The following is a 26999-nucleotide window of genomic DNA, read 5'->3' on the forward strand; positions in this document are numbered from 1 at the left end:
GACAGCCCTTACCGTCCTATGCCGGGATGCGTCTGACCATGGCCTCGGGAGCGCGTGGCCGAGCGCTCCCGAGGCCTGACGGGCCGCCCAAAGGGCGGCCGATGCTCACCAAGCCCCTCCGCCCGGCTTGCGTCGGACGAGGTCCATGGCCTGGCCCTGCAGCCGACCAGCCCGCTCCTTGGCGAGGTCGAAGAGACGCGCGCCGGGCCCGCCTTCGCGGCCCATGACCCGCGAACAGCAGGGCGTTGCGGACCAGGACCGCGAGCATCGTACGACGCTCGCGGTCCTCGGCGCACACACGCGGGTCAATCGTCCATGCCTTCCGCAGCCCGATGCCGGACCGCCTTGGCGGCGAAGGTCGGCAAAACCAGCAGGGTCAGCGCCGTGGCGGTCAGAAGGCCGCCGATCACGACGGTCGCCAACGGCTTTTGGACCTCGGCCCCCGCGCCATGGGCCAGGGCCATCGGAATAAAGCCGACGATCGCCACGAGCGCCGTGGTCAGGACGGCGCGCAGGCGGCTGAAGGCCCCCTCTATGGCGGCTTCCCGCGGCGCTCGACCCGCCGTCAGCCGCTCGCGGATCGCCTGCATAAGCACCAATCCGTTCAGGGTGGCGACGCCGGAAACCGCGATGAAGCCGACCGCGGCCGAGACCGAGAACGGCATGCCCCGCAGCAGCAGTGCCAGCGCCCCGCCAACCAGAGCAAGGGGCACGCAGGCGAAGACCAGGCCTGCCTCCGCGAAGGAACCGAGGGCCATGAACAGCAATACTCCGATCAGGACGAAGACGATCGGGATGACGATGCTGAAACGCTGCTCGGCGCGCTTCAAGTTCTCGAACTGACCGCCCCAGTCCAGGTAGACCCCCGCGGGCAAGTCGATGCGCGCAACCCGCGTCTGGGCGTCGGAGACAAATCCGCCGAGATCACGCCCGCGCACATTGGCCTGGACCACCATTCTCCGGCTGCCGTTCTCCCGGCTGATCTGGTTTGGGCCCTCGGCGGCCTGGATGCGGGCAACCGAAGAGAGCGGCACGACGACGCCGCTGTCGGCCACGATCGGCAAGGCCGCAAGCGCCGCCGGATCGTTGCGCGCAGCGTCGGGCAGTCGCACGACGACATCGAAGCGTCGGTCGCCTTCGAAAATGCGGCCGGCCTCCGCCCCGCCAACAGCCGCCGAAACAGCCTCGCTGACGTCGGCGGCCGACAGGCCGTAGTTGGCCGCGGCGAAGCGATCCACCTTGACGGTTAGGGTGGGCAGGCCAGAAGCCTGTTCGACCCGGACGTCGGCCGACCCCGTCGTCCCGCGCAATGCGACTGCGACCTGGTCCGCCACTCGCTGAAGAGTGGCGAAATCGTCGCCGTAGACCATGACGGCCAGATCGGTGCGCACCCCGGAGATCAGTTCATTGAAACGCAGTTCGATAGGTTGACTGAACTCGAAATTGTTGCCGATCTGCTGTCCCGCGACTTTTTCGATACGCTCGATCAACTCCTCCTTCTCCAGCTTGGGATCGGGCCAGTCCTTACGGTCCTTAAGCACGATCACGCTGTCGGAGATGTTCGGCGGCATCGGATCGACAGCCGCCTCTGCAGTGCCGGTGCGCGAAAACATGGTCTCGACCTCCGGCTGCGCCTTGATGGCGCGCTCCAGCGCCATCTGCATCGCCAGCGACTGCTCCAGAGAGGCAGACGGTACCCGAAGCGCCTGCATGGCGATGTCACCCTCGTCGAGCGTCGGGATGAATTCCCGGCCCAGTGTCACGAATGAGACCGCGCCGACCGCCAGGGCGGCCAAGGCGGAAATCAGCACGATTTTGGGCCGGGTGACCGCCGCCTGGATGGCGGGCTCGATGCGCCGGCGGGCGAAGCGCAGGATCCAAGTCTCGTGTTCGACAGGCTGACCGTCGGGGCCCAGGTGGACCGACTTGGGATCGCGCACGAGGAGCGCAGTCATGGCCGGCACGAAGGTGAAGGAGAAGATGAAGGCGCCCACGAGCGCCAACATCACGGTGGCCCCCATCGGCTGGAAGGTCTTGCCTTCCACTCCTTCCAGCATCAGCAGTGGAGCGAACACCAACAGGATGATCAGCTGGCCGTAGGCCGCTGGCTTGACCATCTGACGCGCGGACTGGACCGTTACCTCAATCCGCTCGTGTCGGGTGAGCATGCGCCCGAGCGCGGCACGCCTTTGCGTCAGCAAGAGCAGGGTGTTCTCGATGACGACGACACCGCCGTCCACCATCAGGCCGAAGTCCAGCGCGCCCAGGCTCATCAGGTTGCCGCTGATTCCAAACCGGTTCATGCCGATCACCGCGAACAGGAAGCTGAGCGGGATCATCAGGGCGGTGATCGTCGCCGCCCGGATATTGCCGAGCAGCAGGAAGAGGACGACGATCACCAGCAAAGCGCCTTCGGTCAGGTTCCGGGCCACGGTGGCGATGGTGGAGTTGACCAGCTCGCTGCGGTTCAGGACGGGAACGGCGACGATGCCGGGCGGCAGGCTGTCATCAACTTCCGCCAGCCGTTTGGCGGCAGCTTGCGCGACGGTGCGGCTGTTGCCGCCGGCGATCATCAGCGCCGTGCCGAGCACCGCTTCATGGCCGTCGCGGCTGGCTCCGCCCAGCCTCGGAGCTTGTCCGATTTCCACCGTGGCGACGTCCGCCACCCGCACCACAAGGCCGCCGCGATTGACGACGGGGGCCTGGGCGAGGTCCTCGACTGTTAGGGCGAGCGCATCGGTGCGCACGACCAGGGCTTCGCCGGCACGTTGCACATAGCCCGCCCCAGCCTGGGTGTTGGCGCGCTCGACCGCCTCCACTAGATCGCCGAGGCCGAGGCCATAGCTGGACAATCGCGCCGCATCCGGGCGGACGGCGTACTCCTTGACATAGCCGCCCACCGTGTCGACGCCCGCAAGCCCTTCCGTGCCCCTCATCTGCGGAGCGATAATCCAATCCTGGACCGTACGCAGATAGGTGGCGCGCTGTTGGGGGGTGGTGAGCCGCGCGCCCTCGGGAGTCAGATAGACCCCACCGGCTTGCCAGCCCGGCTGGCCGGGCTTCGCCAGGTCCTTGGCGTTGAACGGCACGTAGTCGACCGTCCACATCAGCACTTCGCCGAGACCCGTGGTGATCGGGGACAGACCGGGCTCGACCCCTTCCGGCAGGCCCTCGCGGGCCGCGGCGAGGCGTTCGGCGACCTGCTGGCGCGCGAAATAGATGTCGGTCTCGTCGGTGAAGATGGCGGTGATCTGGCTGAAGCCGTTGCGCGATAGCGACCGGGTGCTGGTCAGGCCCGGAATGCCCGCGAGCGCGGTCTCCAGCGGATAGGTGACCTGACGCTCGATCTGCTCGGGCGCCAGAGCTGGGGCGACAGTGGTGATCTGCACCTGCCGGTTGGTGATGTCGGGAACCGCGTCGATCGGCAGCTTGGTCAATTCGAACAGACCGAGGCCGGCGACGAGCGCGACGGCGATGACGACGAACCAGCGGAACCGGACCGACGCCGCTATGATGGCGTTGAACATATGCGTCGCTCCCTAGTGGCCGTGCTCGGCCTCGCCCTTTGCGAGTTCGGCTTTCAGGAGGAAGGCGTTGGCTCCGGCGATGCGCTCGGCCCCGGTCAGCCCGCGCAGAATTTCGGTTCTGTCGCCCGCCTGCCGGCCGACCAGCACGGGCACGGCCCGGAAGCCCTCGGATGTGCGCACGAATACGACGTTGGCGCCTTCTACAGTCTGCACCGCCTCCGACGGTACGGTCAGGCTCCCGGCAGTACCGCCGGTGACGACCGAGCCGCTGACCGCCGAGCCGGCCGGCGGCAGGCTCGCGCCCGTCGACCGGGCCCGGATGACCGTTGCGCCGCTCTTCTCACCCGCGTCGGCGGCGACGCCGGTGACGACGGCTTCGAACTCGCCGTTCGGCCCCTGCACGTGCACCTGCGAGCCGGCGTGAACCTGAGCGGCCAAGGCCGGCGGCGCGTTGAAGACGAGCTCGCCCCGGGCCGGGTTGGTGACCTCGGCGATCACCCCGCCTTGAGCCGCGAAGCCGCCCGGCCCGACCTGGACGCTGGTTACCACGCCGGTGATCGGGCTGGTGACGTTGAGGCGGCCGGAGGCGTTCGGAGAGCCCGCCGCGGACGCGCGAGCGCGCGCGGCCCGAGCAGCCGCTTCGGCGCTCAGCGCCTGGGCGTGGGACGCCTCGACCCCCTGCCGGGCGACCACGCCCGCCTGTTCCAGGTCTCGCTCGCGCTCGTAGGCGCGGCGGGCTGCTGCGGCCGAAGCGGCGGCCGCATCGGCGTCGGCGCGGAAGGTGGCGGCATCACCGCTGACCAACACCGCCAGGGCTTGGCCGGCCCGAACCGACTGCCCGGCCGCCACCAGCACCCGCTCGACGCGCCCGCCGACCGGGGCGGCGACGGCCGCGCGTGCATCAACCATAGGCTCGACCCTACCGGCAAGCCGGGTCTCGCCGCCGCCGCCACCGGTCACCGCCACGACGGCGATGTCCGCAGCCTGGATCTGGGCGGGCGTCAGGGCGACCACGCCCTCCTCTCCGCCGGCCTCCTCGGCATGGCCCTCTTCACCTTCTGCGTGGCCGTCCTCGCCTTCGGCGTGACCCGCTTCGCCACTCGCTTCGGCGGCGGGATTCGGCGCGGGGTGGAAGACCATGTAAAGTCCGGTCCCGCCCAGAATGACGACGGCGACGGCTCCGGCCATCAGCCAGCTCTTGTTGTTCGATGTGCGTTTCATTGGGGCGTTCCAAACGGGGCGCGGCCTTGCAGGCGCGCGAGGTCGATTTCAGCGCGGACCCGCGCAAGGCGAGCGTCCACGGCGGCGTTTCGGGCTGCGCCGCCGCCGCGGCCGACGCTCACGAGCTCTATACTGGCCGCCCGCGCGTCCGCGGGCTTGAGGTCGACCGCAGGCTTGAGGTCGACGAACCCTTCCGCGCCGTGACCGGCGCCTTCCTCGCCGTGGCCGGCCTCAAGTTCTTCGTCCCCGCCGCCTTCGACGTGACCGTTCTGGGCAGGGGCCGTGGTGCGATCGGCGGAACGCAGGAGCTCAGCGCCTGCGAAGCCTAGACCAGCGGCCACGACGACCGCGGCGCCGGTGAGGAGCAGTTGGTTCTTGTTCTTGGTGTTCACGGTCAGGCTCCGTAGGCGCGGCCCTGGAGGCGGGCGAGGCCCGCTTCAGAGCGCAGGCGCGCGAGGCGCGCATCGAGGGTTCGAGCGCGCGCTTCAGCGAGCGTGCGACGGGCGTTGAGGACTTCAAGGAGGGGGAGGCGTCCGGCGTCATACCCGACGCGCGCCAGACGATAGGCCTCAGCCGCGGTCGTTTCTCCCTCGGTCGCTGCGGCCAAGCGGGTCTGCGCTGCCGTGGCCTGGGCCTGAGCGCTTCTCAGTTCTGCTTCGGCGTCCAACCGGGCTGCGTTCAGCCGCGCTTCTGCGGCCTGCAACTCGCCTTGCGCGGCGGCGGTGTTGCCCTGATTGCGATCGAACACCGGGATCGGGGCCGAGACCCCGGCCACCAGCGCGGTCGAATCATCGCCCTGGAAGCGACGAAGTCCGAACGCGACAGTCACGTCGGGCGTCGCCCGCGTGCGCTCCATACGAACTCGCCGGGCCGCGGCTTCGCGCTCCGCCTCCGCGGCCAGGACCGCTGGGCTCGTCACCTGCGCCGCAAGCGGGGCTGCAATCTGTCCGGGGCCGTCCTGGAGCACGCTCCCGTCGAGGGAGGTAAATACGGTCGGTGAACCGGCCAGCGCGGTCAGGCGTGCAAAGGCGGTCGACCGTGCGGCCTGTGCCTCGTCGAGGTCGGCGCGAGCGGCGGAGACGGCCGCATTGGACTGCACTGCGCGAAGCTCAGCCTCGCGGCCGGCGTCTACCAGGGATCGCGCGGCGCGCGCGTCGGTTTGCGCGAGCTCCAGCCCTTCCTGGGCGAGGACAAGTCTCCGGTCGGCCGCCTCGGCTTCGGCGTAGGCCGCCGCGAGATCAAAGGCGAAGTCGGCCATAGTCTGGCGCTGGCGCGCACGGGCGAGTTCGACATCGGCCCGAGCCGCGCCGATGCGCGCGCCGCGCTTGCCGCCCAATTCGAGCGGTTGCGCCACCGAAAGAGTGGTCTCGGCGACGGCGAAGCCGTCGAACGGCTCGCCGCCGCCGAAGTTCTCGACCTCCAGCCCGAGTTCCGGATTGGGCCGGGCCGAGGCTTGGCGGGCGCGGCCTTCGGCGGCGCGGACTTGCGCGAGGCTTTCGGCCAGGCGCGGCGAAGTGGCTTCAGCCTGCCGAAGCAGGTCAGGGAACGACGGCGCGGGCTCGGCCAGCGCGGGGGACACGAGAGCCAGGGCGGCGACGATCACGCCCAAGCTGACGCTCAGGCGGAACGACGCGCCAGGCGCGGTCCGGTAGGGGGGTGTCACGAAAGACCTCCACGGATGATGACGAAAGCGGATGCGCGCCGTCGAGGCGCGCGGCTCGTCACCCGCGTGGAGGCTGGTCCTGTACGGCCTGGGCCAGCCCGGTCAGCTGGTGCGGCTCGGGCGTGTCCCAATCCATGGCGTCGACAATCGGGAGGCCTCCACCGCCCGCCAGAGGCGGCGCGACGGCGGTGTGCCCGGTGCAGTGCGAAGAGCAGTGGCCGACATGGAAAATCTTGTGGATCGGGCTGCCGTCGCCGTGGTCGTGTTCCACCAGCGCGGCCTCGGCGTGAGATCCGTGCTCCGTGATCTCCGAGGCGTGGGCGGCCTGGCTCATGAGCGCGAGCAGCAAGCCGAGCACGACCGCCGCGACGGTCACGACCGCGCGCCAGCCCTTCAGCGATGCCGCTTCAGCTCTCATCGAGCCCCTTCCCGCGCGAGCTCGCCCCGCGCGTCCCGTATGATGGTGAACGCCGAGTGTAAAAACAACGTGGCGATTACCGCCGCGGCGACAAGGTCGGGCCAGCGTGTGGCGGTCGCCACGACCAGCCCTGCGGCGACCAGAACCGCCACGTTGCCGATAGCGTCGTTGCGCGAGTAGAGCCAGACGGCCCGGGCGGTCGCGTCGCGCCCCTGATGCTTCACCAGAAGCAGGGCGCAGGTCACGTTGACGATCAGGCCGAGGGTGCCGTAGGCGCCCATCGACAGCGCCTCGGGGTGCGTCCCGACGAAGACGCGCCATAGCACCGAGCCGGCGGTGAAGAGGCCCAGCGCGGCGAGCGCGACCCCCTGCCAGAGAGCCGCGGTTGAGCGCACGCGCGCTGACCTGCCGATCAAGACGAGGCCGACGCCGGTCGCCAGCGCGTCGCCCAGGAAGTCCAGAGCGTCCGCCTGTACGGACACGGTCCGACCGAGAACGGCGATGGTGCCCCCGATGAGGAACATGGCGCCGTTCAGAGCGACCACCAGCCAGAGCGCGCGCTTGTAGCTCGGCGAAGCGCCGTCGAGGTTCTCGACGGCGCCGCAGCAGCTGTCGTGCTTGGCTGAGCTGTTCATTGGCACTGCCTTACGATCTCCAGCCACTGGAGGAGCAAGCGTCAAATCTGGCAGCTGCAGCTTCGGACGCTAGATTCCGCGGGCCTTCTTAGGTTGGCGGAAGCCCTTTCCGGACTGCCTCAAGGGCGGCAGTGAGTTGAACCGGCCTGTGATGGCCGTGTCGGTCGCTTCCAGGAAAAACGCGGCTCTCCGCGTGAACACGCTCCGGACCAGCGGCGACAGAAGCCCCTTGCAGCGGACCGCGTGACGAAGCCGGACCCCGCCCGCCGTCGGGGACAGTTCGTGGAGCTCGATGAACTGCAGGAGCCCGGGAAGGCCGAGCGCCCAAGACAGGCGTCGCATAGGGTCGAACTCAACGATTTCCAGCGGCAGTCGATGGTCCCGGTTGTCCCGGAGCCGCAGCGTACACTTGAGCTCCGCGCCCTTGGAGGCCGGGCCCTCGATCCTCACGCCAGGTCGCCAGGACGGATACCCTGGGAAATCGGTCAACAGCCGCCAGACAGCGTCGGGAGACGCCTTCAAGATCAGCTCGCTCGTCACTTCGTTCATGGCGTCCTGCGCGTGGCCCGGCAGGTCACTGTGCCGCCGGGCGCTGCGCGCGCCAACCGTCGCGGCGCAGTTCGTCGCTGGCCTGCCGGGTGATCAGGACGGCCGATTGCAGGAACAATCCCGCCATGACGGTCGCCACGGCCAGGTCCGCCCATTTCGTGCCCGTCCATGCGACCACGCCGGCCGCCGCCAGGACCGCCACGTTGCCGATCGCGTCGTTGCGCGAGCACAGCCAGACCGAGCGGACGTTTGCGTCGCCGTCCCGCCAGCGGGCCAGCATCACGGCGGCCGCCACGTTGACGGCCAGCGCCATCGCTCCGACCACGCCCATGGTGACCGCTTCCGGCGCGCCCTCGACGAAGGTTCGCCACAGCGAAGCGCCGAGCACATAGATGCCCATGACCGCTAGGGTCACCCCCTTGAAGAGCGCAGCCTTGGCGCGGAACTGTAGCGCGCGTCCGATGGCCAGCAAGGTCAGGCCGTAGGTCGCGGTATCGCCCGCGAAGTCCAGGGCGTCCGCCTGCAGGGCCATGGAGCCCGCCAGTTGCCCGGCCACCGCCTCGACGGCGAACATGGCCGCGTTCATGCCCACTACGAGCCAGAGCACGCCTCTAAAGGCGCGGGACGTTCCGTCGAACACCGGGGCGGGGCCGCCGCAGCAGGCGGGCTTGTCGTGACAGGTCGCGCTGGTCATGTATCGGCTTGTGCATCCTCCAGTGACTGGAGGAGCAAGCGAGTTTTTTTTGTGGAGAAGGCGATGCCGTCCAGATCGGGCATGACCATCGGCGAACTGTCCCGACGGACCGGCGTGAAGCCGACCACCATCCGGTTCTACGAGAGCGTCGGGATGATGCCGCAGCCGCCGCGCAGCGAAGGTGACCGGCGGCTTTACGAAGCCGAGCACCTTGAGCGGCTGACCTTTATCAAGCACGGGCGTGAGCTGGGGTTCGAGATGGACGCCATCAGGGCGCTACTCGACCTGGCTGTGAAGCCGAACACCCCGTGCGACACGGCCGACCGGATCGCACGGGAGCACCTGGCCGAAGTCGAGGCCAAGCTGGTACGGCTGGGAGCCCTGCGGGACGAACTGGCCCGGATGGTCGCATCGTGTGCGACGGGAAAGGTCGCGACCTGTCGGATCATCGAGACCCTGGCCGATCATGGGCGCTGCGCCCATGCCGAGCACTGATCCGCGCAGGACACGCGCGGGGCTCACGCGACCCGGCAGGCGCCGCACCGGCCGCGGGCTTCGACGGTGAGCGTCTTCACCTCGTAGCCGACGCGCTCGGCCGAGGCGACGAAGGCTTCAGCGCCCGCGGGCGCGATCTCGCGCGCCGCGCCGCAACAGTCGCAGATCAGGAAGGCGGCCGCGTGCAACGCCCCGCCCAGCCGGCAGGCGATGTAGGCGTTCAGGCTCTCGATGCGGTGGACGAACCCCTGGCGTTCGAGGAAATCCAGGGCGCGATAGACGGTCGGCGGCTTGGCCGGCCCCCCGCCCGCGCCGAAGGCGCCGATCAGGTCGTAGGCCTTGACCGGCCCCTCGGCCCCGAGCAGCAGTTCGAGGACCCGCCGCCGAGGGGCGGTCAGTCGCTGCCCGACGGCTCCACAGCGCGCTTCCGCGTCGGCCAGCGCGTCGTCGAGGGCCTGGCCGAACAATCCCGTCCGGCCGGTGTCGGCGTGTTCGCAGTGGTCCATGCAACCTCGTTACGTCCGCGCTTACAGCGGGGCGGACTCGTTTCAACCTCGTCGCCCAGACTCGTCCAGATCCGCTGCGCTGGATAGAACGGCATAAGGAACAACCAAGCTCTACCGCGTCGGGAACTCGGCTGCCCTCACCCGGTTCAAATCGCACCGCGACGTCATGAGTGCGCAAATATGCTGCGAGTTGAAGGAGAGCCGGCGTTCCATCTCACAGCGCGTGAGCTAGAGATCGTGAAGCTCTTGGCGAGCGGACTTTCCGTGCGCGCAGCGTCCATCCAACTCGGCCTGTCGACTCGCACCGTCGAAAGCTATGTTAAACAGTCCCGCCTCAAGTTGGGCGCACGAAACCAAGCGCACATGATCGCGCAGGCCATGAACAGTGGCCTCATTGGGTGACGGCTCTATTGCACAGGGGCGGCCGAGATGATGTTTGAGCAGTTCGTAGCGCCAACGCTAGCCGCGGTGCCGTGGGGATGCGGGTGCGGGTGCGGCTGAACTCATGCTTACGGGGGGGCTGAAAAGCGTCGGCATCTATGGAGTGGCCGCCGCAGCGGAAATCGGCGGCTGCTTCGCGTTCTGGGCCTGGCTGCGGCTCGGCAAGTCACCGGTTTGGCTTGCCCCAGGCATGGCCTCGCTCGCGGTCTTCGCGTGGCTTCTCACCTTCATCGACAGCAGCGCCGCCGGTCGGGCTTATGCGGCCTATGGCGGCGTCTATATCGTGGCGTCGATCGTGTGGTTGTGGGCGGTAGAAGGCGCGCGGCCCGACCGCTGGGACACCTTGGGCGCCTCGGTGGCCCTAATCGGGGCAGCCATCATCCTGTTCGGGCCGCGTAGATGAGACCCTACGCAGCATATCAGCGCTCTGCTACCTAGCCGGACGTCCGCTGACCAAGGTTCCAATTGGGGTTGTGACGAGCCTTTTGGGCGCCGTAGCTCCGTAGCGGCGCCACACCGACGACCTTCAAGCTCTCTATAGGGCGGGCGTCGCCGACCGGCCTGAAGTGCCGACAGCGTTCAGTTGGGAACGGTCGCGCGACACCCTCCTGGGACGTTAAGTTGGAATCGGGACAGTTCTAAGTTGGCCCGACACGCCGCCCTCCACCAACGCGCGAATTTTAACCGCTTGTTAGCAACGCTCGGGGATAGCCATGCCGCTAAGTGCAAACATTATGTTTGCACTGTTCGTCCGTCGGCAAGTTGGGGACAGCAGCATGCCTTGGCATACAAGCGAGCTGACCGAGGAAGAGGTGAGCCGTCGGCTCTCCTGGTTCTTCGATCAAAGGTTTCACAGCCGCGGGGTCACCAAGCGCGGCATCAGCGAGAAGACGGGCGTCTCCGTCTCCACGCTGGCGCGCTATGCGAGCTATCACACCGATGTCAGCGCGGATCTGGACGCCGCGAGGGTGGCGGGTGGAGGACGCCCGCTATCCAAGCAGTACCCCGAGGGCCCGCTGAAGCTTGGCGCGATCATCAAGATCACCCGAGCTCTCGGATACGAACTCGACCAGGTCATGTTCGCCGTCACCCGGAGCACCGACGAACACAGCTTTGAGCTGCTGCTCCGCTCGCACCTGGTCGCCGAGTTCTGCGTCAACACCAGCTGCAATGGCGAGGCCGTCAGCCAGGTGAACAGGGTCGAGTATCAGCCGGCTCGGCCCGAGGGCGTCATACGCCGCCAGTTTCGTGTCGTCTCATAAGCTTCGTCCGGGCGGCTTTTCACTTCTCCAAGGTCCCGCCCTGACGTGCGCCCCCTCCGGCTGTCTCCCAGAGGGGGCGCGTTCTCCCATGCGAGCTATACGCCCCTTCCCCACCCTCCCAACGTTGGTCGGGCGCTGGACGCCGGTCGGTGCCTGGGTGCTGGCGCTGGGGGCAGCGGCGAGCTTCACCGGCGCTGTGCTTTACGTTTCGCAGGCCGATCGGCTCGCCCGACGCCTTGAAGCGCAGGCTGACGTATCCTTGGCCCAAGGCCCGGCGCCGTCTGCCTACACAGACCCGAAGCCGGTCCTGGATATCCTCGCTATCGATCCCGTGGTCCGCGCCATGCGCGCGGAGCAACAGGCGATCGCCCTGCACGGAGGGGCGGACGTGAAAGTCACAGTCCCAAAGGAACTGGCGTTCCTGCACCCAATGCTGGCGGAGAAGGCCGTAAGGACCCTCACCGTTCTGCAGCTTGAGCCGATCCCAGCGCAGCAGCCCCACGGCCTGGAGTTCCTCCGACGAGGGCTAAAGGGCAGGCCGCGCCGTGCGCCGCCCGGGCCCCCCTCCCCTGTCGTCTCGTCCGCAATCCACCGAGCGGCGTCGGTGACTGGCGTGTCAAAAGCCTACCTACACCGGACGGCCTGGCGGGAGTCCTCCTTCGATCCTTACGCGCGCGCCCCGACCAGCTCGGCGACGGGGCTGTTCCAGTTCGTTGAACGGACCTGGCTCACCATGGTCCGCGACTACGGACCACGCTACGGCCTGCGGCGCGAAGCGGCTCTCGTGCGCCAGGACGCGTCCGGCCGTCCCTACATCCCAGATCCGGTCGCCCGGGCACACGTGCTGGGCCTGCGGTACGATCCCCAGGTCTCAGCCCTCCTCGCAGCGGAGCTCGCGCGCGCCAACACCCGCGCGCTGCGAAGCTCCCTCGGCAGAGAACCCCGGGCGAGCGAACTCTACCTCGCGCACGTCCTCGGCGCTGACGGCGCCGCCGAGATCCTGCGCGCCGAAAGGCTGTCGCCGCTCCGGCCGGCCGCCGCCGTTCTGCCCCGCGCTGCGAAGGCGAACCGGGCTCTCTTCTTCGCGAACGGCCGCCCTCGCAGCACGGCTGCCGTGGTTCGCTCGCTTTCCGAAGGAATGTCCGGCCTGGACGGACAGCCGTATCCGTCGGCGGCGCTGACGGGTCAGCTTTGGAGAGAAAAGCCGATCCCTCGGGCCGCGGATCCGTGATCGTGGCGCCGTAGTCAGATCAATAGTTTAGCACACGACCCTGGCGTACCGCCTTAGGACGGGGGTCGGTAGATCGCCCACGCCGAGCGCGCACGCGCACTCGGTATATCGCTCACGCCGGGAATCGTGTTTGCCTCGGTAGATCGCACACGCCCCGATTCGGTAGATCGCACACACATGGCCAGCCAGGTCGACCTCTTCCTCGACAGCCTCGTGGACGCGCCCTTACGGGACGAACGCGCGCTTATGGAGTTTCCGTTCTTCTCGATCACCAAGCGCCCCCAGAAGGAGGCGTTCGTCTACGAGCGTGACGACGTGAAGATCGTGGTCTCCCCTGGCCCAAAGGGCATGGCGACCATCTGGGACCGCGATGTCCTGATCTACATCGCAAGCCTTCTGAACGAGCGCCTCGAGCGTGGCTTGCCGGCCGACCGAAAGGTGCACTTTGCGGCCCACGACTTCCTGCGGGTGACGCAACGCGGCACGGGAAAGCAGGCCTACGAGCTCTTCAAGGACGCCCTCTTCCGCCTGCGATCAACGACCGTGGAAACGACCATCGTCAGCGGCGGCCAGCGCAATCACCGCGGCTTTGGCTGGATCGACACGTTCGAGATCATCGAGGATGAGCGGGCGGACGGCTCGCGACGTATGCGGGCCGTTGAGATCAGCTTGTCCGATTGGATGCATCGGGCCGTAACGAAGGATCGGCGGGTGCTGTCGATCAGCCGCGACTACTTTGCGCTCACCGGCGGGCTGGAGCGCCGTCTCTACCAACTCGCGAGAAAGCACGTCGGACGCCAGAAGGAATGGCGGATTCTTCTGCCTGCCCTGGCGGAGAAAGTCGGCTCGCAGCAAGAGCTTCGCTTCTTCAAGCGGGACCTGAAGAAGGTGATCGAGGCCGACGCTATTCCAGACTATCGATTTGGGCTCCTGGGCGACCCGTCGAGTGAGCTTGAGGCCGGGATGAGGGAGGACGGATACAAGCTGCGCCCTGCCGTATCGAATGACAGAATCCTCGTGCTGGCGTGCCCGAAAGGGCGATCCGACTCGGTAGATTGACCACGCCTGTGGATAAGTCCGACGCATCGGTAGAACGCCCACAACGGCTCGGTACAACGGCCACGCTAGGTGTCGGTAGATCGCCCACGGAATCTCGGTAGATCACACACGCAAAACGCCCGGAAACCCTTGTGCGCAAAGGCCTTCCTAGCTCCGTAACGCTATAACTAGATTCTTCTAACCCTTTAACGCTCGTGGGTTTGCCTGAAAGGCCGAGCGCGCGAGCGCCAGGTAAGGCGCACGCGCTCGGCTCAATGGTGTGGGCGTTCTTTTGTGAAATGAGGTGCGAGCTCCGATCGAAACTCCCCTCCCCTCCTTCCCGTGCCAGGCCTGGCGCAAATCGCCTTCCTTCAACGGATCGCGCTCGCGTTTTGGCACGCGCAGTCCGTTGAGCCTCTAGCCTCCGGGGTGGACGTTAGCTCGCCATCGGTCGATCGCTCTGACGGCGGCGGACGCACGCAGGTCTTCATCACTGCTATCCTGTGATTCCAGGATTGCTGGGACCGCCGCCGAAGCGTCGCGATCTGTCGCTCAGGGCTCGAAACGTCCAATGCAGCCCCAACCCATAAAACATGTTCTACATGCCTGACGTGCCCGGAACGGCCTCCCTGCCGAGCCTGTTGGAAGCGTCGGGGGTGTTCGAATGGGTGTGCAGGGATAGCGCGCCTGACACGCTCAGAGCGTCGGGCGTGTTCGCCGTTCTTGACGGTTTTAGCTTGCCGCAACTGCAAAGCCTGTTGTACCCGTCTGGAAGGTTTAGTCTTTTCAGCTTGTCTGGCGCTGACTGCACGTACGCCACGCCGGGAGGGCTTTGATCGTACAGAGGGGTAGGCATGCCGACCGTTGTCGTTGCGAACACCAAGGGCGGGAGCGGGAAGACTACGACTGCGCTCGTCTTCGCCGGCGAGATTGTCGCCGCCGGAGGTAAGGTCGTGATCCTGGAAGGCGACCCGAACCGACCTATGGCTCGCTGGGCGACCCGCCGTGGCACGCCGGTCATCGAAGCCAACAAGACAAAAGTCGGAAGCGCCGCGGACGCCGAAGGGGAGATCCGTACGATTGCGGGCGAGAGCCGGATCGTCGTGATCACGACCGACAACGACGACGAGGCGGTTTTCGATTGGATCGAGGGCGCCTCCGCCTGGTCTCACTTCATCGTGGCCGACCCCGAGGGCTCGCCGAACCAGTGGCTGAACAGCGTCGCCTCACAGGCGGACCTTGTCCTGATCCCGTTTGCGCCGACGACCCTCGACGCCAACCAGGTCGCCCGCACGATCCAGGTGATCCGGCATATCGAGAAGATGGCCCGCAAGACTGTCCTGCATCGCATCCTCGTCACGAAGGCGAGCCCGGGTGCGGTCGTGACGCGCGACGAGCGTGAGATCCGCGAGAACCTTGCGAAGAACGGCCTGCCGCTCATGACCACCACGCTCCACGACCGGCCGGCCTTCCGCGCGCTGTTCAAGTTCGATGCGCTGCTGTCAGACCTGCCGGTTTCGCAGGCCCCTGAGCATCAGGTGAACGGCCTCGCCGGCGCCCGGGCAGACGCCAAGGCGCTTTCGGAGGAAATCCTGACCCTTCTGACCCAAGCCCAGGAGCAGGCGGCGTGAGCAACGACCCGTTTGGTTTCGACGAGCTGGCCGGCGGCACAGCTCCGAAAGTCGACACTGGGCCCGACCTGTCGCGCTTCGCCCCCAAGGCGAAGACGATCGACGTGGAGAAGGCGGCGGCCGCAAAGGCGGCCGGTGAGGCTCACGGCTTCCACAGCCGCTCGCCGCGTCAGCCCCGCGAGCCAGCCCCCCCGGCGCGTCCGGAACCGCCCAAGGCCAAGGGCAAGCGCCTGGTGATCGGACGCCGGCGGCGGGGGGAGGGTGGCGACATCGGCCAACTGAGCCTGACCGGCGATCCGGAGGTGCTGAAGGAGTTCGTGCGTCGAGCGACCTTTGAGCGGGCCACCTACGTGGGGTTCCTCGGCCAGATGCTGGAACTCTGGGAACGAGAGCACGGCAAGTTGCCCGACGACTTCGAAATCTGAGCAGGGGAGGGGGCCTTCAGGCCCCCTTTCTTCTTGGAGGAACGCCGGCGCCGCCGCCTCGTTGGCCGTGAATGCCGGCGCCTCGACTCGACAGGGCAGGGGAGGGGGCTCACGCCCCGTTCATAGCCCCGCAGCTGTGCGTATCCGACGCCAGGGCGCCGGCCAGACCGGACTGGGTCCGTGAGATCAAGCTGGACGGCTATCGCTTACAGGTGCGGGTCGATGCAGGCGGCGCGACCCTCTTCACGCGCACCGGCCTCGACTGGACCCATCGGATTGGCGGCACCGAGCTTGGGGGCACCCCTCCTGCCGCGTTTGGCCTTGTAGGGCCCAGAGAAGCCGCTGCAGGCGGGTCGGACGGCCGTCAGGCCTCCGATAGCCATCGCCATCTAAGCCGCACCTACCTGGCCGCTTTCCGCCAGCCTGCAGACACGGCCTCAGCCTCGGAACAGAACCAGCGCTCTCCATGCGCCAGATTGATCTGCGTGCGGTCGTAATTCTCCTGCCCGGGGACGTGGTAGATCCGCTCGGCCTTGGAACTGATGTTGCCCTTGATCGTGCAGCCTGGCCGCCCGCCCAGCGGGGGCGGAGAGGGCGCGACCGTCAGCGTGTCCTTGGTCTTGCGCCACTCCCATGGCGCATCGAACGTCCCTGAATGGATGCCGCGCCGGGCGGCCGCCGCTTCGCGCTCGAACGGTTTGTACGCGCCCTTGGAGTAGGTCGTGTAATCCAGCGCCCAGCCGTTTCGGACCAACCAGGCCCCCACATCTGCGCCACCGACCGCGCACCGGGCGACGGCTCGCCCGTAGCGGTCGCGGTCGATCACATTGCAGGTCACCGTGCGTTGGCCGATCCAGTCCGACAGCGCTGCGGCCGCACGACGGCCACAGGCCCAGGACTGCGCGTCGCGCGACACGCAGTTTTGCCGGCTCTCCACGGCGTCAGCGCCCCAGATGCGGATGCGCTGGCCGTGGATCTCCAGAGTGTCTCCGTCAATCACGCTGGCCCGCCCGACCCACATCGTCTGCGCTGCAGACTGACCGGCGATCCCGACCATGAGCGCCGCCAACGCGCCGGCCGCCGCTTTGCGTCCCCACCTCATCGTCATGGCCAGTGCTGAAGCTCCTGGGTCGGCGCCTCTCTGGCGGGCGTGAGATACGCTATCGGCTCGTCCGCGAAGTCGAAACGGCGAACCCGAAGCTTCTCGCAGACCTGTGCCTTAAGCTCGGCGCCGGTCATCGCCTCGACCGCGCACCGGGCGAGAGTGAGGTGGTCGACCTCCTTGGAACTGACGAGAACCTGCAGCTCGGGAATCGTCAAAAGCCGAGCCAGCGCCCGCGGGTCGATGAAGTTCTTGCGGCCGCTGAACTGCAACGGGTCGGACGACGGCTCGTCGCTCAGCACGCCGACGTAAATCGGCAGCTCCTGGGCCAACACTTGCGTCAGCTCGAGGCGGCCGATCACCCAGACCTCCTCGGCAACGTCCTTCGCCATGCTCACGCGCGCCTTCAGCAGGCCCATTTCCTCTCCGGGACGGGCGAAGATTACGCCGACGATGCCGCCTGACTTGATCGCCGCGACGTCGAGCAGCAGCGCGCCGAAACAGGCGCGCAGGTCGTGGACAATCCGAGCACGCTTACACCGTGCCCGAAGCCACTCCTCTGCGCGCCGTCGCGTACGCGCCTCGCTACCAAAGAAACCCACGCCTACACCCGATGTAGTCCGGCCAGGTCGAGCGCCCCCTGTCGCTCCTGGCCTACAAGAAGTCGTACGGACCCGTCCCCACCGAGGCCGTAGACGAACACCATCCCCTCCGGACCGGCCGCCAGGATTCTTCGGTCCTGGAAGCCGATCGGCTCCATCATGTCGGTCCAGCGCCACGCCAGACCTCCGGCTTTCCGCTCCGCTCCACCTGGCGGTCTAAGTATATGGATTGGCTGACAGCCATAGATTTCGGCTTCTGCCGCCCATTCCCGGATAAACCGCTCGCCACGCCACAGAGCGTCCTCCACATCGCCGAAGGGCAGATGCGGGTAGACTCGCCTTCGCAATCTGACGAGCGCATCCCACCAGCCGTAGTGCAGGCTTGCGCGGGCGGATGCGTCATCGTGGTAACTCGAACTGCCATGCAGCTGCATTGAAATGCGCACCGCCAAATACCTAGGCGGCGGCGCTGGCCAGCGGCGCTTTCACTAAGTTGGACTTGGCCGTGGCTGGGCTGGAGGGACTCGCCGAAGCCAGCTTCACCGTCTGCAGCAGCTCCTCGCCGGAGATGATCCGGACCGCCTCGCAGCAGAGTTTTTCGACGAGCGCGAACAGCGTCTTCAGTTCGTCGATTGTCACCTTCCCATGTCCTTTCACGAACATGGGGGTCGGCGTCACGGCAGGGCGAGGCCCTACCACGGCCGGCTACGCTGATCCAACACACAAACACAGTGGCTACGCTCATACACGGGCTCGCCTGGCTGGCGAGTAAACGATGGTTACATATCCGGCGCGAGTTGACCTAACGGAGAGATCGGTCCGCTGCGCCTTGGCGGACCGAGCCGACCGGCCTCGTACCGTTCGGATCAGCATGTCTGTGCCGTGGCCTCGCGGCGATCAAACAGCCACCCGTAGACGTACGGGGTCGGCGCGACCCCGGACAATGCGGCGCCGAAATCGGCTCCCAGGCTGAATACGTCCGCAGCTCGTTTTCCTCGCACGCGACATCAAGGCTTTGTCAGCCGCGAGAAGGGGGGAGGGAGGGGAGGCCTTCATGCGCTGAGGACCGGGAGAGGGCTTCCGGCCAGCGCGTGGAGGCCGATATGCAAGCCGCTCTCACCGAGCCCACCCTGCCGAACCTGTTCGGAAAGCGCGCCCGTAGCTCCTTCGTCCGAGGGCTGGGTCGGGCCACCGCGCTGTGCTTTGCGGGTGATGTCCTTCTGAAGACCTGTAACCAGGTCGCTTTCGATCCCGAGGCTAAGAAGGTCGACTCCTCGATCGCCAAAGATCCGCGCTGGCGCGCGGCCGTCAGCATCGCCTTGCCGCTGGCGCTCTGGGGTGACCTCCGCCACCGCAAGGTTTTTGAAGATCGCGCCGCGCGCATGAACCGGATTGTCCGCAACCACGGCGCCGCAGGCCCAGTCGGCCTGGCCGCAGCCGCCGCCCAGCGTCTGGCCGCAGCGGCGACCGACCTCAACTGCGACCAGGACGCGGTCCTATCCGAGGCGATCGACCTGGCCATCCAGAGCGAGGTTCTGCACGCCGCCCATCATGGCCGAGATGTCTCCCGCGCCAGGGCCGCGGTCGAGCTTCGCGTCCTGAATGCGGCGAACGCCCTCCGGCCGACGATGCACTGAGGCTCAGCCATGACCGCCAAGGTTTGTGTCTGGAGAAGCCGATGTCGTCCCTGACCCCCATCGTCGCTGCGCTCGGCGGGGAGCTCTACGACCGTGGCCGGCGCGCCAACATTCCGGCGCCCGGCCACAGCCGCCACGACCGGTCCGTCTCACTGTTGCTCAACGAGCAAAACAGGGTCGTCGTGCACACCTTCGGCGGCGCCGACTGGAGGGACGTTCTCGACGACCTTCGCGCTCGGCGGCTGATCGACGCCACCAACACGCCCAGTTCGGGCCCCGCGGGATTCAAGTCGCCGGTCGGCCCAGTGACCTCCTCCAAAATCGAGCGGATCGATGCGGCTCGCCGGATCTGGAGTCTCGGCTATCCGATCGTCGGCACGCCCGGCGAGCAGCACTGTCGGGTTCGCGGCATCGCGCGCTCCCTTCCGGGCTCGGACGTCCTCCGCTACGCCGCCCAGACCCCCATCTCGGCGTACGGCTCATCCCAGCAAACCATGCCGGCGCTCCTGGTCGGCATCCGCGACGCGTGCGGCGACTTCACCGCTGTCGAGATCACCTACCTCGACCCCGACGGCACGCGGACAAATCGACTGAAGATCTCGCGCAAGATGGTCGGCGTCGTGCGGCCCGGCTCCGCGGTGAGGATCGACGCTGCCTGTCCATGCATGTGCGTCGGCGAGGGGTTCTTCACGACGCTGTCGGCGACTGAACTTTTACGGCGTCCGGGCTGGGCGCTGATGTCGGCCGGGAACTTGCGTCGGTGGACGGCTCCGCAAAACGTTGCAGACGTTGTCATCGCCGGCGACCGTGGCCGCGACGGCGAGGCCTCCGCGCGGCTCCTCCGGCACCGACTGCGAGCTGGAGGTCTAAAGGCCCGCATCGAACTCCCTGCGAACGGCTATGGCGATTTCAACGAGGCTGCTTGCGACCGTCCTAGACGGCCAAGCCTGAACCACACGAGCTGAACTGAAAGGAGAAGGGAGGGCGGGGAGGGGCGCGCTGGGCGTCGGGATGGGCCCGGCGCGCGCAGGAGAACCTTCCCCATGACCACCCCGAACGAGGCCGTCGCCACCGCGCAGCAGCAGACCGCCGACATCCGGTTCGTCCCCTTCAAGAGCCTGGCGGTCGCGCCTGAGAACATGCGTTTCGGCGAGCCCGCCGACGCCGCCATTCCGCAGCTGGCCAACACCGTCGAAGCCGCTGGCATCATCGTGCCGCTGATCGTTCGCCCCGGCCGCAAGAAAGAAGCCGACTTCATGATCCTGGAGGGCCGTCGCCGCTATCTGGCGATCGCGCACCTGATCGCGGAGGGCCGTGCGACCGAGGACCTCATAGTGAAGATCGAGGTCGAGACCGACCTGGCACGCCAGCAGGCCGCCCTGTTCCTGACCAACACCCAGCGTGTGGGAATCCACGTCGCCGACGCGATCGCCGCCATCGGCAAGATGCGCAAGGCGAAGTTCTCGACTCAACAGATCGCCGACGCCCTGGGCTACGACGAAATCGAGATCAAGCGACTGGCCAAGCTGGCCGGCGTTCATCCGCTCGTTGTCGAGGTCCTGCGGGCTGGGAAGATCAATCTCGGCCACGCCCGCTCGTTCGCCCGCCTCCAGAGCCAGGAGCGTCAGGCCGAAATCGCCCAGTCGGTTCTGGACGGCGACCACTGGTGGAACACGACCCTGCAGAACGCTGTCAGCGGCGACAAGGTCGACGCCGCGGACGAGCGCCTGGTCCTGATCGGCCTGGACCGCTACGCCGAGGCCGGCGGCCGTCTGGAAACCGACCTGTTCGGCGAGCTGCCGGCGGTCCTTCTGGACGGCGACAAGCTGGACGGGCTGTGGCGTGAGCGTGTCGCGGGCATCGTGCAGGCGCTGAAAGACGCTGGCCTGGAGGTCTTCGTCAGCCCGAATGGTGTACCGGAAGGCTTCGAACGCCCGCCCTACACCTATCGCTATTACCTGAGCGACGAGCGCAAGCAGGCGCTCGCGCCGCTCGACAAGGCCTATGAAGCCGCCAAGTCAGCGTTCGAAGCCGAGGGCTTCCATCCGGCGTCGGCAGACGCCGATCCGCTGTTCGTCGCTGCGATCCTCGCCAAGCTCGACGTGAAGCGCGCCGAGTACCCCGGGCGGGAATTCGCCGCCGTGACCCTCTCGCCGGAACGCGGCATCGGGTTCTCGGCCGAATACTGGACCAGGCCGTACGTCGCGCCGGCGGTGGATTCCGCGTCGTCGACCAGCTCGACCTCCTCGCGATACGAGGTTTCCAAGCCTGACGTCGACACGCCGCGGTTCGAGGTCGACACCGGCGACAACTCGCACTCGCTGCACGAGACCTACACGGACTACGCCACGCGCGGCCTGATCCGCGCGCTGGCCGACGACCCGACCACGGCCCTGACCTTCCTGGTGGCGCAGCTGTTTTCCCAGAACGCGCTGCACGGCGGCAGCTCGTACAGCGGCGACAACTCGGCCTCGACAATCCGCTCCGAACGCTACAGCCGCAACGGCGTGGGTCCGGTCCCGGGCCTCGACGCGGATGTCCGCGGCCGTCTGGACGCACACCGCGAGACGTTCCTGGCGTCGGGCCTGCGCCCGCTCATGTGGGTCGACAGCCTGGCGCACGGCGAGAAGATGGTTCTGTTGGCCGAACTGGTCGCAATGACCCTCAACGTACGTGAGGCCCGGAACACCAGCATTCGCCGCTCGGCCCGCGTCCAGGCCGCCGAGCTCGCCGAGCTGACCAGCTACGATATCACCGCCTACTGGACCCCGACGGCGGAGTTCCTGAAGGGACACAGCAAGAAACAGCTGCTCGCCCTGCTAGCGCAGATGGACGTCGACGCGGCCGAAGCGGCTTCGCTGAAGAAGGACGAGCTCGTCAGCTTTGTCGCCGAACGCGCGGCCGAAAAAGTGTGGGCGCCCGATGCGCTGGGCTGGGCCATGCCCAACCTGAACGTGACCGACGCTGGCGACCGGCACGCAGACGACGACGTCGGCGAAGGTTCTTGCTCGGCCGCGTTCGCAGGCGACGGAGTGGACGACGCCGCCAACGACGATGTCACGACGTACGCCCTGCCTGCCGCCGAACGGGCCGACCTGCGTCCGCTTGAGGCGGCCTGACCTTTCCGGCCGGGGCTCGCGCCTCGGCCGGCTCCTCGTCGGTACGCCCAAATTTCAAGTCTGGAGGCTCCGCCCCATGACCGTCGCCAACCTGGCGCGGCCCTTCGCGCTGCGGCGCATCTATCTGAAGCGCGTTCCGGCCAGCAACAACGTCCCAGACCGCTTTGATGTCGAAGCCTATCAGGACCGCAAGCACTGCCGACCTCTGGCCCGTTGGGCGTGGCCGGACGCGCGGCGCCCAGCGAAGGGTCAGTCCTACGTCACCCTGAACGCGGAGCGGATGCGCGCCTACTGGTTCGGTTGACGTGGGTGTCCACCCTGGCTGCCCCCCTGGGTTTCGCCCTGCGCATGGCCGCTGAAGCCGCGGCGCTGGCGACCGCCCAATAAAGGGAAAGGAGAGGGCGCCGCTTCGCGAGCCTGCGGTGACGGGAGGGATGCGCCCTCCGGCCCAGGCTCTCGGAGCATCCCTGATGAACGCCGCCCTGCCGCTGTTCGCGACCGCCACCAAGACCGAGAAGGCTCAGAACGTCCTCGCCGCCGCCCGCGCGATGGTCCCCCACCTGGCGCGCTCCCGCACGCTGGACCGAAAGCTCGTCTCCAACATCATGACGACCTGCTTCGGCGCCACGGACGCCGAAGGCGCCTGGAACTGGCGCGACGCCTACGACGCCGCTGAAGCCGCGCTCGTCCTGCAGATGCGCCGCCTAGCCCCGCAGATTGGGCGGGTCGAAGACGCTCCGGCCCAGATCGCGGCCCTCCTGCAAGCTCTCTCGAATCTCACCCCCACCCACACCCGCCGCAGCGAAGAACAGGTCGCGCTCGACCAGTTCTCCACGCCGCCGGCGCTCGCGGCCCTCGCCGTGGCGGCCGCCCAGGTCCGCCCGGGCGACCTCGTGCTCGAGCCGTCCGCCGGTACCGGCCTTCTCGCCATCGTCGCGCAGACGTGCGGCGCGAAGCTCGAATTGAACGAGATCTCCGAACATCGCGCGTCGATCCTCGACGGCCTATTCGCCGACGCGGCCCGCACGCGCCACGACGGCGCCTTGCTCCCGGATCTCCTGCCGTCGTCCGGCTCGTTCCACGCCGCGGTGACCAACCCGCCGTTCCAGGTGCTCGACGCGCATCTTAAAGCCACCCTGCGCTGCCTCGCGATCGGCGGCCGCATGTCCGCGATCGTCCCTGCCCGCGCGCTTGAAGACGTCTCGATCATCAAAGGGCTGTCGCGGATCGGCGAAGTGATCGCGGCGGTCCGTTTCCCCGACAATGCCTTCTACAAGCACGGCACGGGCGTCGATTCCGGCCTGCTGGTCGTCGATCGACGGGTCGAGCCGACCGAGTGGACCGGCTCCGTCCGCGAATGCTCCAGCCTGGCCGAGGTCGCGGAGGCCATCTCCACTCTGCCCGCCCGCTCCAACGTGCAGCCGCGCGCGTTCCAGACCGTCTCGAACGTTGCGCTCCTGACGCCGAAGGCCCGGGAACTGGCCACGCCGTCGAACCGGCTCGCGCTCCTCTCCACCACGGCTCGACTCGAGTACGGCATCAGGGACTGGACCGGCGAGGGCCGTCAGGTGGGTATCTTCCAATCCTACAGCGTCGGGCGGGTCGCCCTCGCAAAGGAAAACCCGCACCCGTCGCCGCTCGTAGAGTCCGGGCCGATGGCCAGCGTACCGCTACCGGCGCCGACCTATCGGCCGACCCTGCCGGAACGCCTCATCCGCGACGGTCTGATTTCGGACGCCCAGATGGAGACCATCATCTATGCCGGCGAAGCGCACTCCGCGATGCTGCCGGGCTGGTGGAAGGTCGACGAAGAGAACCCCTTCAGCGTCAGCCTGGTCAAGGAAGGCGCCGAGGGCGCCGTGCAGTTCCGCCGTGGTTTCTTCCTGGGCGACGGCACCGGTTGCGGTAAGGGGCGTCAGGCCGCTTCTACGGCCGCCGAGAGCATGGCCAACGGACGCCTTCGCGCGGTCTGGGTTTCGAAAAACGACACCCTTCTGGAAGACGCGCGTCGCGACTGGTGTGCGATCGGCGGCACGGCGACCGACGTCACGCCCCAGAGTGCGTGGAAGCAGGGCGAGAAGATCCGCATGGATCGCGGCATCTTGTTCACCACTTACGCCACCCTGCGTCAGCCGGCACGCGGGGCGAAGGCTTCGCGTCTGGCGCAGATCGTCGAATGGCTGGGCGCAAACTTCGATGGCGTAATCATCTTCGACGAGGCCCACGCGGCGGCGAACGCCGCCGGGGGCGCCGGCAATCGCGGCAAGAAGGCCGCGTCGCAGCAGGGCATGGCCGTTCTCGCCCTGCAGAACCTGCTTCCCAACGCTCGCGTCCTCTACGTGTCGGCCACCGGCGCCACGACGCCGGAGAACCTGGCTTACGCCGCCCGGCTCGGCCTGTGGGGCGGCCCCGAGGCCCCCTTTGAGAACCGGGAGCAATTCCTGGAAGCCGTCGATGCCGGCGGCGTCGCCGTCATGGAGCTCATCGCCCGCGAACTGAAGGCGATGGGGCTCTACATCGCGCGCAGCCTGTCCTGCGACGGCGTCGAGTACGAGGCTCTGCACCACGATCTCACCGACGAGAACATCGCCGTGTGGGATGCGTGGGCTGACGCCTTCCAGGTCATTCACGCCAACCTGCGCGAGGCGCTCGAGCACGTCGGGATCGAAAGCGACGAGGGCGGCCGCTCCAGCGGGGCCGCCAAATCGGCCGTGCTGTCCGTCTTCGAGGGCGCGAAGATCCGCTTCTTCGGCCACCTCCTCGCCGGCATGAAGACGCCCACGATCATACAGCGCGTGCGCCAGGTCCTTGCCGACGGCCAGTCGGCGGTGCTGCAGATCGTTTCGACGAACGAAGCGGTGATGGAGCGCCGCCTGGCTGAGGTCCCGCCAGAAGAGTGGAACAACCTCGCCGTCGACCTGACGCCGAAGGAATACGTCCTCGACTACCTGAAGGGCGCGTTCCCGGTGAACCTGATGAGGGAGATCGAGGACGACGACGGCAACAAGCGCCTCGAACCGGTAATGCAGGACGGCGTGCCGGTCCTGTCTCAGGAGGCCCTGCGTCTCCGCGACGAACTCCTCGTCCGTCTCGCATGCCTGCCCGCCGTCCCTGGCGTGCTCGACGGCGTCATCGACGCCCTCGGCGCCGACCAGGTGGCCGAAGTCACCGGCCGCTCGCGCCGCGTCGTCAATCGCGACGGCCGCCGCGTTGTCGAACGTCGCGGCTCCAGCGCCAACAAGGCGGAGTCGGACGCCTTCATGTCCGGCCGCAAGCGCGTCCTCATCTTCTCGGACGCCGGCGGCACCGGCCGCAGCTACCACGCGGACCTCGCCGCGGCGAACCAGCAGCGGCGTGTGCACCTGCTCATCGAACCGGGCTGGAGGGCTGATAACGCGATCCAGGGCCTGGGCCGCACGCACCGCACCAATCAGGCGTCAGCGCCGCTGTTCCAGCCGGTCACAACCAACATCCAGGGCGAGAAGCGCTTCCTGTCGACCATCTCGCGCCGTCTTGACGCGATGGGCGCCCTGACGCGCGGAGACCGTCGCAGCGCCGGCAACGGCCTCTTCCGGGCCGAGGACAACCTCGAAAGCCCCTGGGCGCGCCAGGCGCTGCAGGTGTTCTACGCCAACCTCGTCTGGGGCAGCGTGGAGTGCATGACGCGCGAGGAGTTCGAGACCAAGACCGGTCTCACGCTCCTGACGGCCGAGGGCTCGCTGAAGAAGGCCGAAGACCTTCCCCCGATGAACACCTTCCTGAACCGCGTGCTCGCCCTGCGCATTGCGGACCAGAACGTCGTGTTCCGTGATTTCACGACCATCCTGAACTCAATTCTGGAGCGCGCTGCGGCGTCGGGTTCGCTCGACCGTGGCGTTGAGGACATCGTCGCCGACGAGATCCAGCTGGTCTCCGAGGAGGTGATCCGCACCGACGCCGTGACGGGCGCCGAAACCCGCTTGGTGGCGTTCGACATCAAGACCGAGCGGGAAATCCGCCAGTCGTCCGACGTGCGCAAGGGCCTCGACCCGAATGCGATCGAGCTGGTCGTAAACAAGCGGTCCGGCGGGGCGGCCGTAGTCGCGAAAGGCCTGACCATGACGGACGACAACGACCGCCTGGTCGAGTCAGTCCGGATCATCCGGCCGACCAAGACCTCCAACTCGCCGGCGAGCGTCTACGCGGAAAGCGCGTGGGAGGTCGTGGACGAGGCGCCTTGGCTGGCGACGTGGGATGCGGAGGTCGCGACGACCGACAAGTACCACACCCGTCAGATCACCCTGATCACTGGTCTGCTTCTCCCGCTCTGGACGAAACTGCCCAGGAGCCAGACCTACGTCCGACGCATCACTTCGCCGGACGGTCGCCGCTGGCTCGGGCGGGTCCTCGACGACCGCGCTGCCGACCAGCTGCGCATCGCTTTGGGGCTCACGACCGCGGCCAAGGCGGCGTCGGACGCTCCGAAGACGATGGCCCGAGTGCTCGACGGTGACGTCAGCCTGCAGCTCGCCGGCGACAAGTGGGTCCGCCGCGTCCGCGTCATGGACCGCTATCGCCTCGAGCTGGTGAATGTCAGCTACCACGAGCGCCCCGGCTTGCACGTCATGGGCTGCTTCACGGAGATCATCGCGCACACCCCGCGCATGTTCATGCCGACCGATCAGCCCGTCGTGTTCACCAAGGTGCTCGAGCACTGGCCCGTGGTCGACTTCCACTCGGAACGCGCCGCCGCCTGACCCTGGCCCCAACCCGCGCCGGCCTGTCCGGCGTGGGGAGGGGAAGGGAGGACGCAAGGGGGCGGCC

Annotated in this window: 25 protein-coding genes; 12 read left to right on the top strand and 13 right to left on the bottom strand. The window is 67.6% G+C overall.

Annotated elements, in window-relative coordinates; genetic code table 11:
* Positions 1-305 precede the first annotated feature (305 nt).
* The 8 genes from G3573_RS00005 to G3573_RS00040 all read right to left on the bottom strand — a co-directional run bounded on the left by G3573_RS00005 (position 306) and on the right by G3573_RS00040 (position 8707).
* Positions 306-3527, bottom strand: a complete 3222-nt coding sequence (locus tag G3573_RS00005) for a CusA/CzcA family heavy metal efflux RND transporter (protein ID WP_163258790.1) — start codon at positions 3525-3527, stop codon at positions 306-308.
* 12 nt (positions 3528-3539) lie between these two features.
* Positions 3540-4748 (bottom strand): efflux RND transporter periplasmic adaptor subunit, encoded by a 1209-nt coding sequence (locus G3573_RS00010; RefSeq protein ID WP_163258791.1) that lies wholly within the window; start codon positions 4746-4748, stop codon positions 3540-3542.
* Positions 4745-5140 (bottom strand): hypothetical protein, encoded by a 396-nt coding sequence (locus G3573_RS00015; protein ID WP_163258789.1) that lies wholly within the window; start codon positions 5138-5140, stop codon positions 4745-4747. The genes G3573_RS00010 and G3573_RS00015 overlap by 4 nt, the downstream gene beginning before the upstream one ends.
* A gap of 2 nt (positions 5141-5142) precedes the next feature.
* Positions 5143-6351, bottom strand: a complete 1209-nt coding sequence (locus G3573_RS00020) for a TolC family protein (protein ID WP_346427317.1) — start codon at positions 6349-6351, stop codon at positions 5143-5145.
* A 118-nt stretch (positions 6352-6469) separates the two neighbouring features.
* Positions 6470-6829 carry a hypothetical protein gene (locus G3573_RS00025; RefSeq protein WP_163258792.1) on the bottom strand — a complete coding sequence of 120 codons (360 nt, stop codon included), beginning with the start codon at positions 6827-6829 and terminating at the stop codon, positions 6470-6472.
* Complete coding sequence (locus G3573_RS00030) at positions 6826-7464, bottom strand: cation transporter (protein WP_163258793.1); 639 nt, start codon at positions 7462-7464, stop codon at positions 6826-6828. The genes G3573_RS00025 and G3573_RS00030 overlap by 4 nt, the downstream gene beginning before the upstream one ends.
* A 69-nt stretch (positions 7465-7533) precedes the next feature.
* Entirely contained in the window at positions 7534-8013 is a 480-nt protein-coding gene (locus tag G3573_RS00035) for an SRPBCC domain-containing protein (RefSeq protein ID WP_163258794.1), read from the bottom strand.
* A 25-nt stretch (positions 8014-8038) separates the two neighbouring features.
* Positions 8039-8707, bottom strand: coding sequence for a cation transporter (locus G3573_RS00040; protein WP_163258795.1), 669 nt, complete (start codon positions 8705-8707; stop codon positions 8039-8041).
* A gap of 81 nt (positions 8708-8788) precedes the next feature.
* Between G3573_RS00040 and G3573_RS00045 the strand changes: the two genes are divergently transcribed.
* Entirely contained in the window at positions 8789-9202 is a 414-nt protein-coding gene (locus G3573_RS00045; protein ID WP_163258796.1) for a helix-turn-helix domain-containing protein, read from the top strand.
* A gap of 23 nt (positions 9203-9225) precedes the next feature.
* On the opposite strand, the gene G3573_RS00050 is transcribed toward G3573_RS00045, so the two are convergent.
* Positions 9226-9708 carry a Fur family transcriptional regulator gene (locus G3573_RS00050; protein WP_163258797.1) on the bottom strand — a complete coding sequence of 161 codons (483 nt, stop codon included), beginning with the start codon at positions 9706-9708 and terminating at the stop codon, positions 9226-9228.
* 505 nt (positions 9709-10213) lie between these two features.
* Between G3573_RS00050 and G3573_RS00060 the strand changes: the two genes are divergently transcribed.
* From G3573_RS00060 to G3573_RS00085, 6 genes are all read left to right on the top strand, one after another.
* Positions 10214-10552, top strand: a complete 339-nt coding sequence (locus G3573_RS00060; protein ID WP_346427312.1) for a YnfA family protein — start codon at positions 10214-10216, stop codon at positions 10550-10552.
* A gap of 331 nt (positions 10553-10883) precedes the next feature.
* Complete coding sequence (locus G3573_RS00065; protein ID WP_163258799.1) at positions 10884-11411, top strand: hypothetical protein; 528 nt, start codon at positions 10884-10886, stop codon at positions 11409-11411.
* 157 nt (positions 11412-11568) lie between these two features.
* A complete protein-coding gene (locus G3573_RS00070) occupies positions 11569-12642 on the top strand; it encodes a hypothetical protein (protein WP_163258800.1) in 1074 nt (357 codons plus the stop codon).
* A 177-nt stretch (positions 12643-12819) separates the two neighbouring features.
* Entirely contained in the window at positions 12820-13701 is an 882-nt protein-coding gene (locus tag G3573_RS00075; RefSeq protein WP_163258801.1) for a replication initiator protein A, read from the top strand.
* Positions 13702-14534: 833 nt separating this feature from the next.
* The gene (locus tag G3573_RS00080; protein WP_163258802.1) at positions 14535-15311 is read left to right on the top strand and encodes a division plane positioning ATPase MipZ; all 777 of its coding nucleotides are present in this window, start codon (positions 14535-14537) and stop codon (positions 15309-15311) included.
* Positions 15308-15736, top strand: a complete 429-nt coding sequence (locus G3573_RS00085) for a hypothetical protein (RefSeq protein WP_163258803.1) — start codon at positions 15308-15310, stop codon at positions 15734-15736. Before G3573_RS00080 ends, G3573_RS00085 begins: the two co-directional genes overlap by 4 nt.
* A gap of 400 nt (positions 15737-16136) precedes the next feature.
* Here the strand turns inward: G3573_RS00085 and G3573_RS00090 are convergent, their stop codons facing one another.
* Genes G3573_RS00090 through G3573_RS00105 form a run of 4 tightly spaced genes read right to left on the bottom strand, consistent with a single transcriptional unit; the run spans position 16137 to position 18079 of the window.
* A complete protein-coding gene (locus tag G3573_RS00090; RefSeq protein ID WP_205597969.1) occupies positions 16137-16793 on the bottom strand; it encodes a thermonuclease family protein in 657 nt (218 codons plus the stop codon).
* 47 nt (positions 16794-16840) lie between these two features.
* Positions 16841-17440: a hypothetical protein gene (locus G3573_RS00095; RefSeq protein ID WP_163258804.1), complete on the bottom strand. Its 600-nt coding sequence runs from the start codon at positions 17438-17440 to the stop codon at positions 16841-16843.
* Between the two features lie 2 nt (positions 17441-17442).
* Positions 17443-17874 (bottom strand): hypothetical protein, encoded by a 432-nt coding sequence (locus G3573_RS00100; protein ID WP_163258805.1) that lies wholly within the window; start codon positions 17872-17874, stop codon positions 17443-17445.
* A gap of 22 nt (positions 17875-17896) precedes the next feature.
* Positions 17897-18079, bottom strand: coding sequence for a hypothetical protein (locus G3573_RS00105; RefSeq protein ID WP_163258806.1), 183 nt, complete (start codon positions 18077-18079; stop codon positions 17897-17899).
* Between the two features lie 464 nt (positions 18080-18543).
* On the opposite strand from G3573_RS00105, the gene G3573_RS00110 reads away from it, so the two are divergent.
* From G3573_RS00110 to G3573_RS00130, 5 genes are all read left to right on the top strand, one after another.
* A complete protein-coding gene (locus G3573_RS00110; RefSeq protein WP_163258807.1) occupies positions 18544-19077 on the top strand; it encodes a hypothetical protein in 534 nt (177 codons plus the stop codon).
* A 41-nt stretch (positions 19078-19118) separates the two neighbouring features.
* Entirely contained in the window at positions 19119-20042 is a 924-nt protein-coding gene (locus G3573_RS00115) for a toprim domain-containing protein (RefSeq protein WP_163258808.1), read from the top strand.
* Positions 20043-20120: 78 nt separating this feature from the next.
* A complete protein-coding gene (locus G3573_RS00120) occupies positions 20121-22196 on the top strand; it encodes a ParB N-terminal domain-containing protein (protein WP_163258809.1) in 2076 nt (691 codons plus the stop codon).
* A gap of 76 nt (positions 22197-22272) precedes the next feature.
* Complete coding sequence (locus tag G3573_RS00125) at positions 22273-22500, top strand: hypothetical protein (protein WP_163258810.1); 228 nt, start codon at positions 22273-22275, stop codon at positions 22498-22500.
* 166 nt (positions 22501-22666) lie between these two features.
* Positions 22667-26932: a bifunctional class I SAM-dependent methyltransferase/DEAD/DEAH box helicase gene (locus G3573_RS00130; protein ID WP_163258811.1), complete on the top strand. Its 4266-nt coding sequence runs from the start codon at positions 22667-22669 to the stop codon at positions 26930-26932.
* The last annotated feature ends 67 nt before the right edge of the window (positions 26933-26999 follow it).

The sequence above is a fragment of the Caulobacter sp. 17J65-9 genome (assembly GCF_010975005.1).
Taxonomy (GTDB): domain Bacteria; phylum Pseudomonadota; class Alphaproteobacteria; order Caulobacterales; family Caulobacteraceae; genus 17J80-11.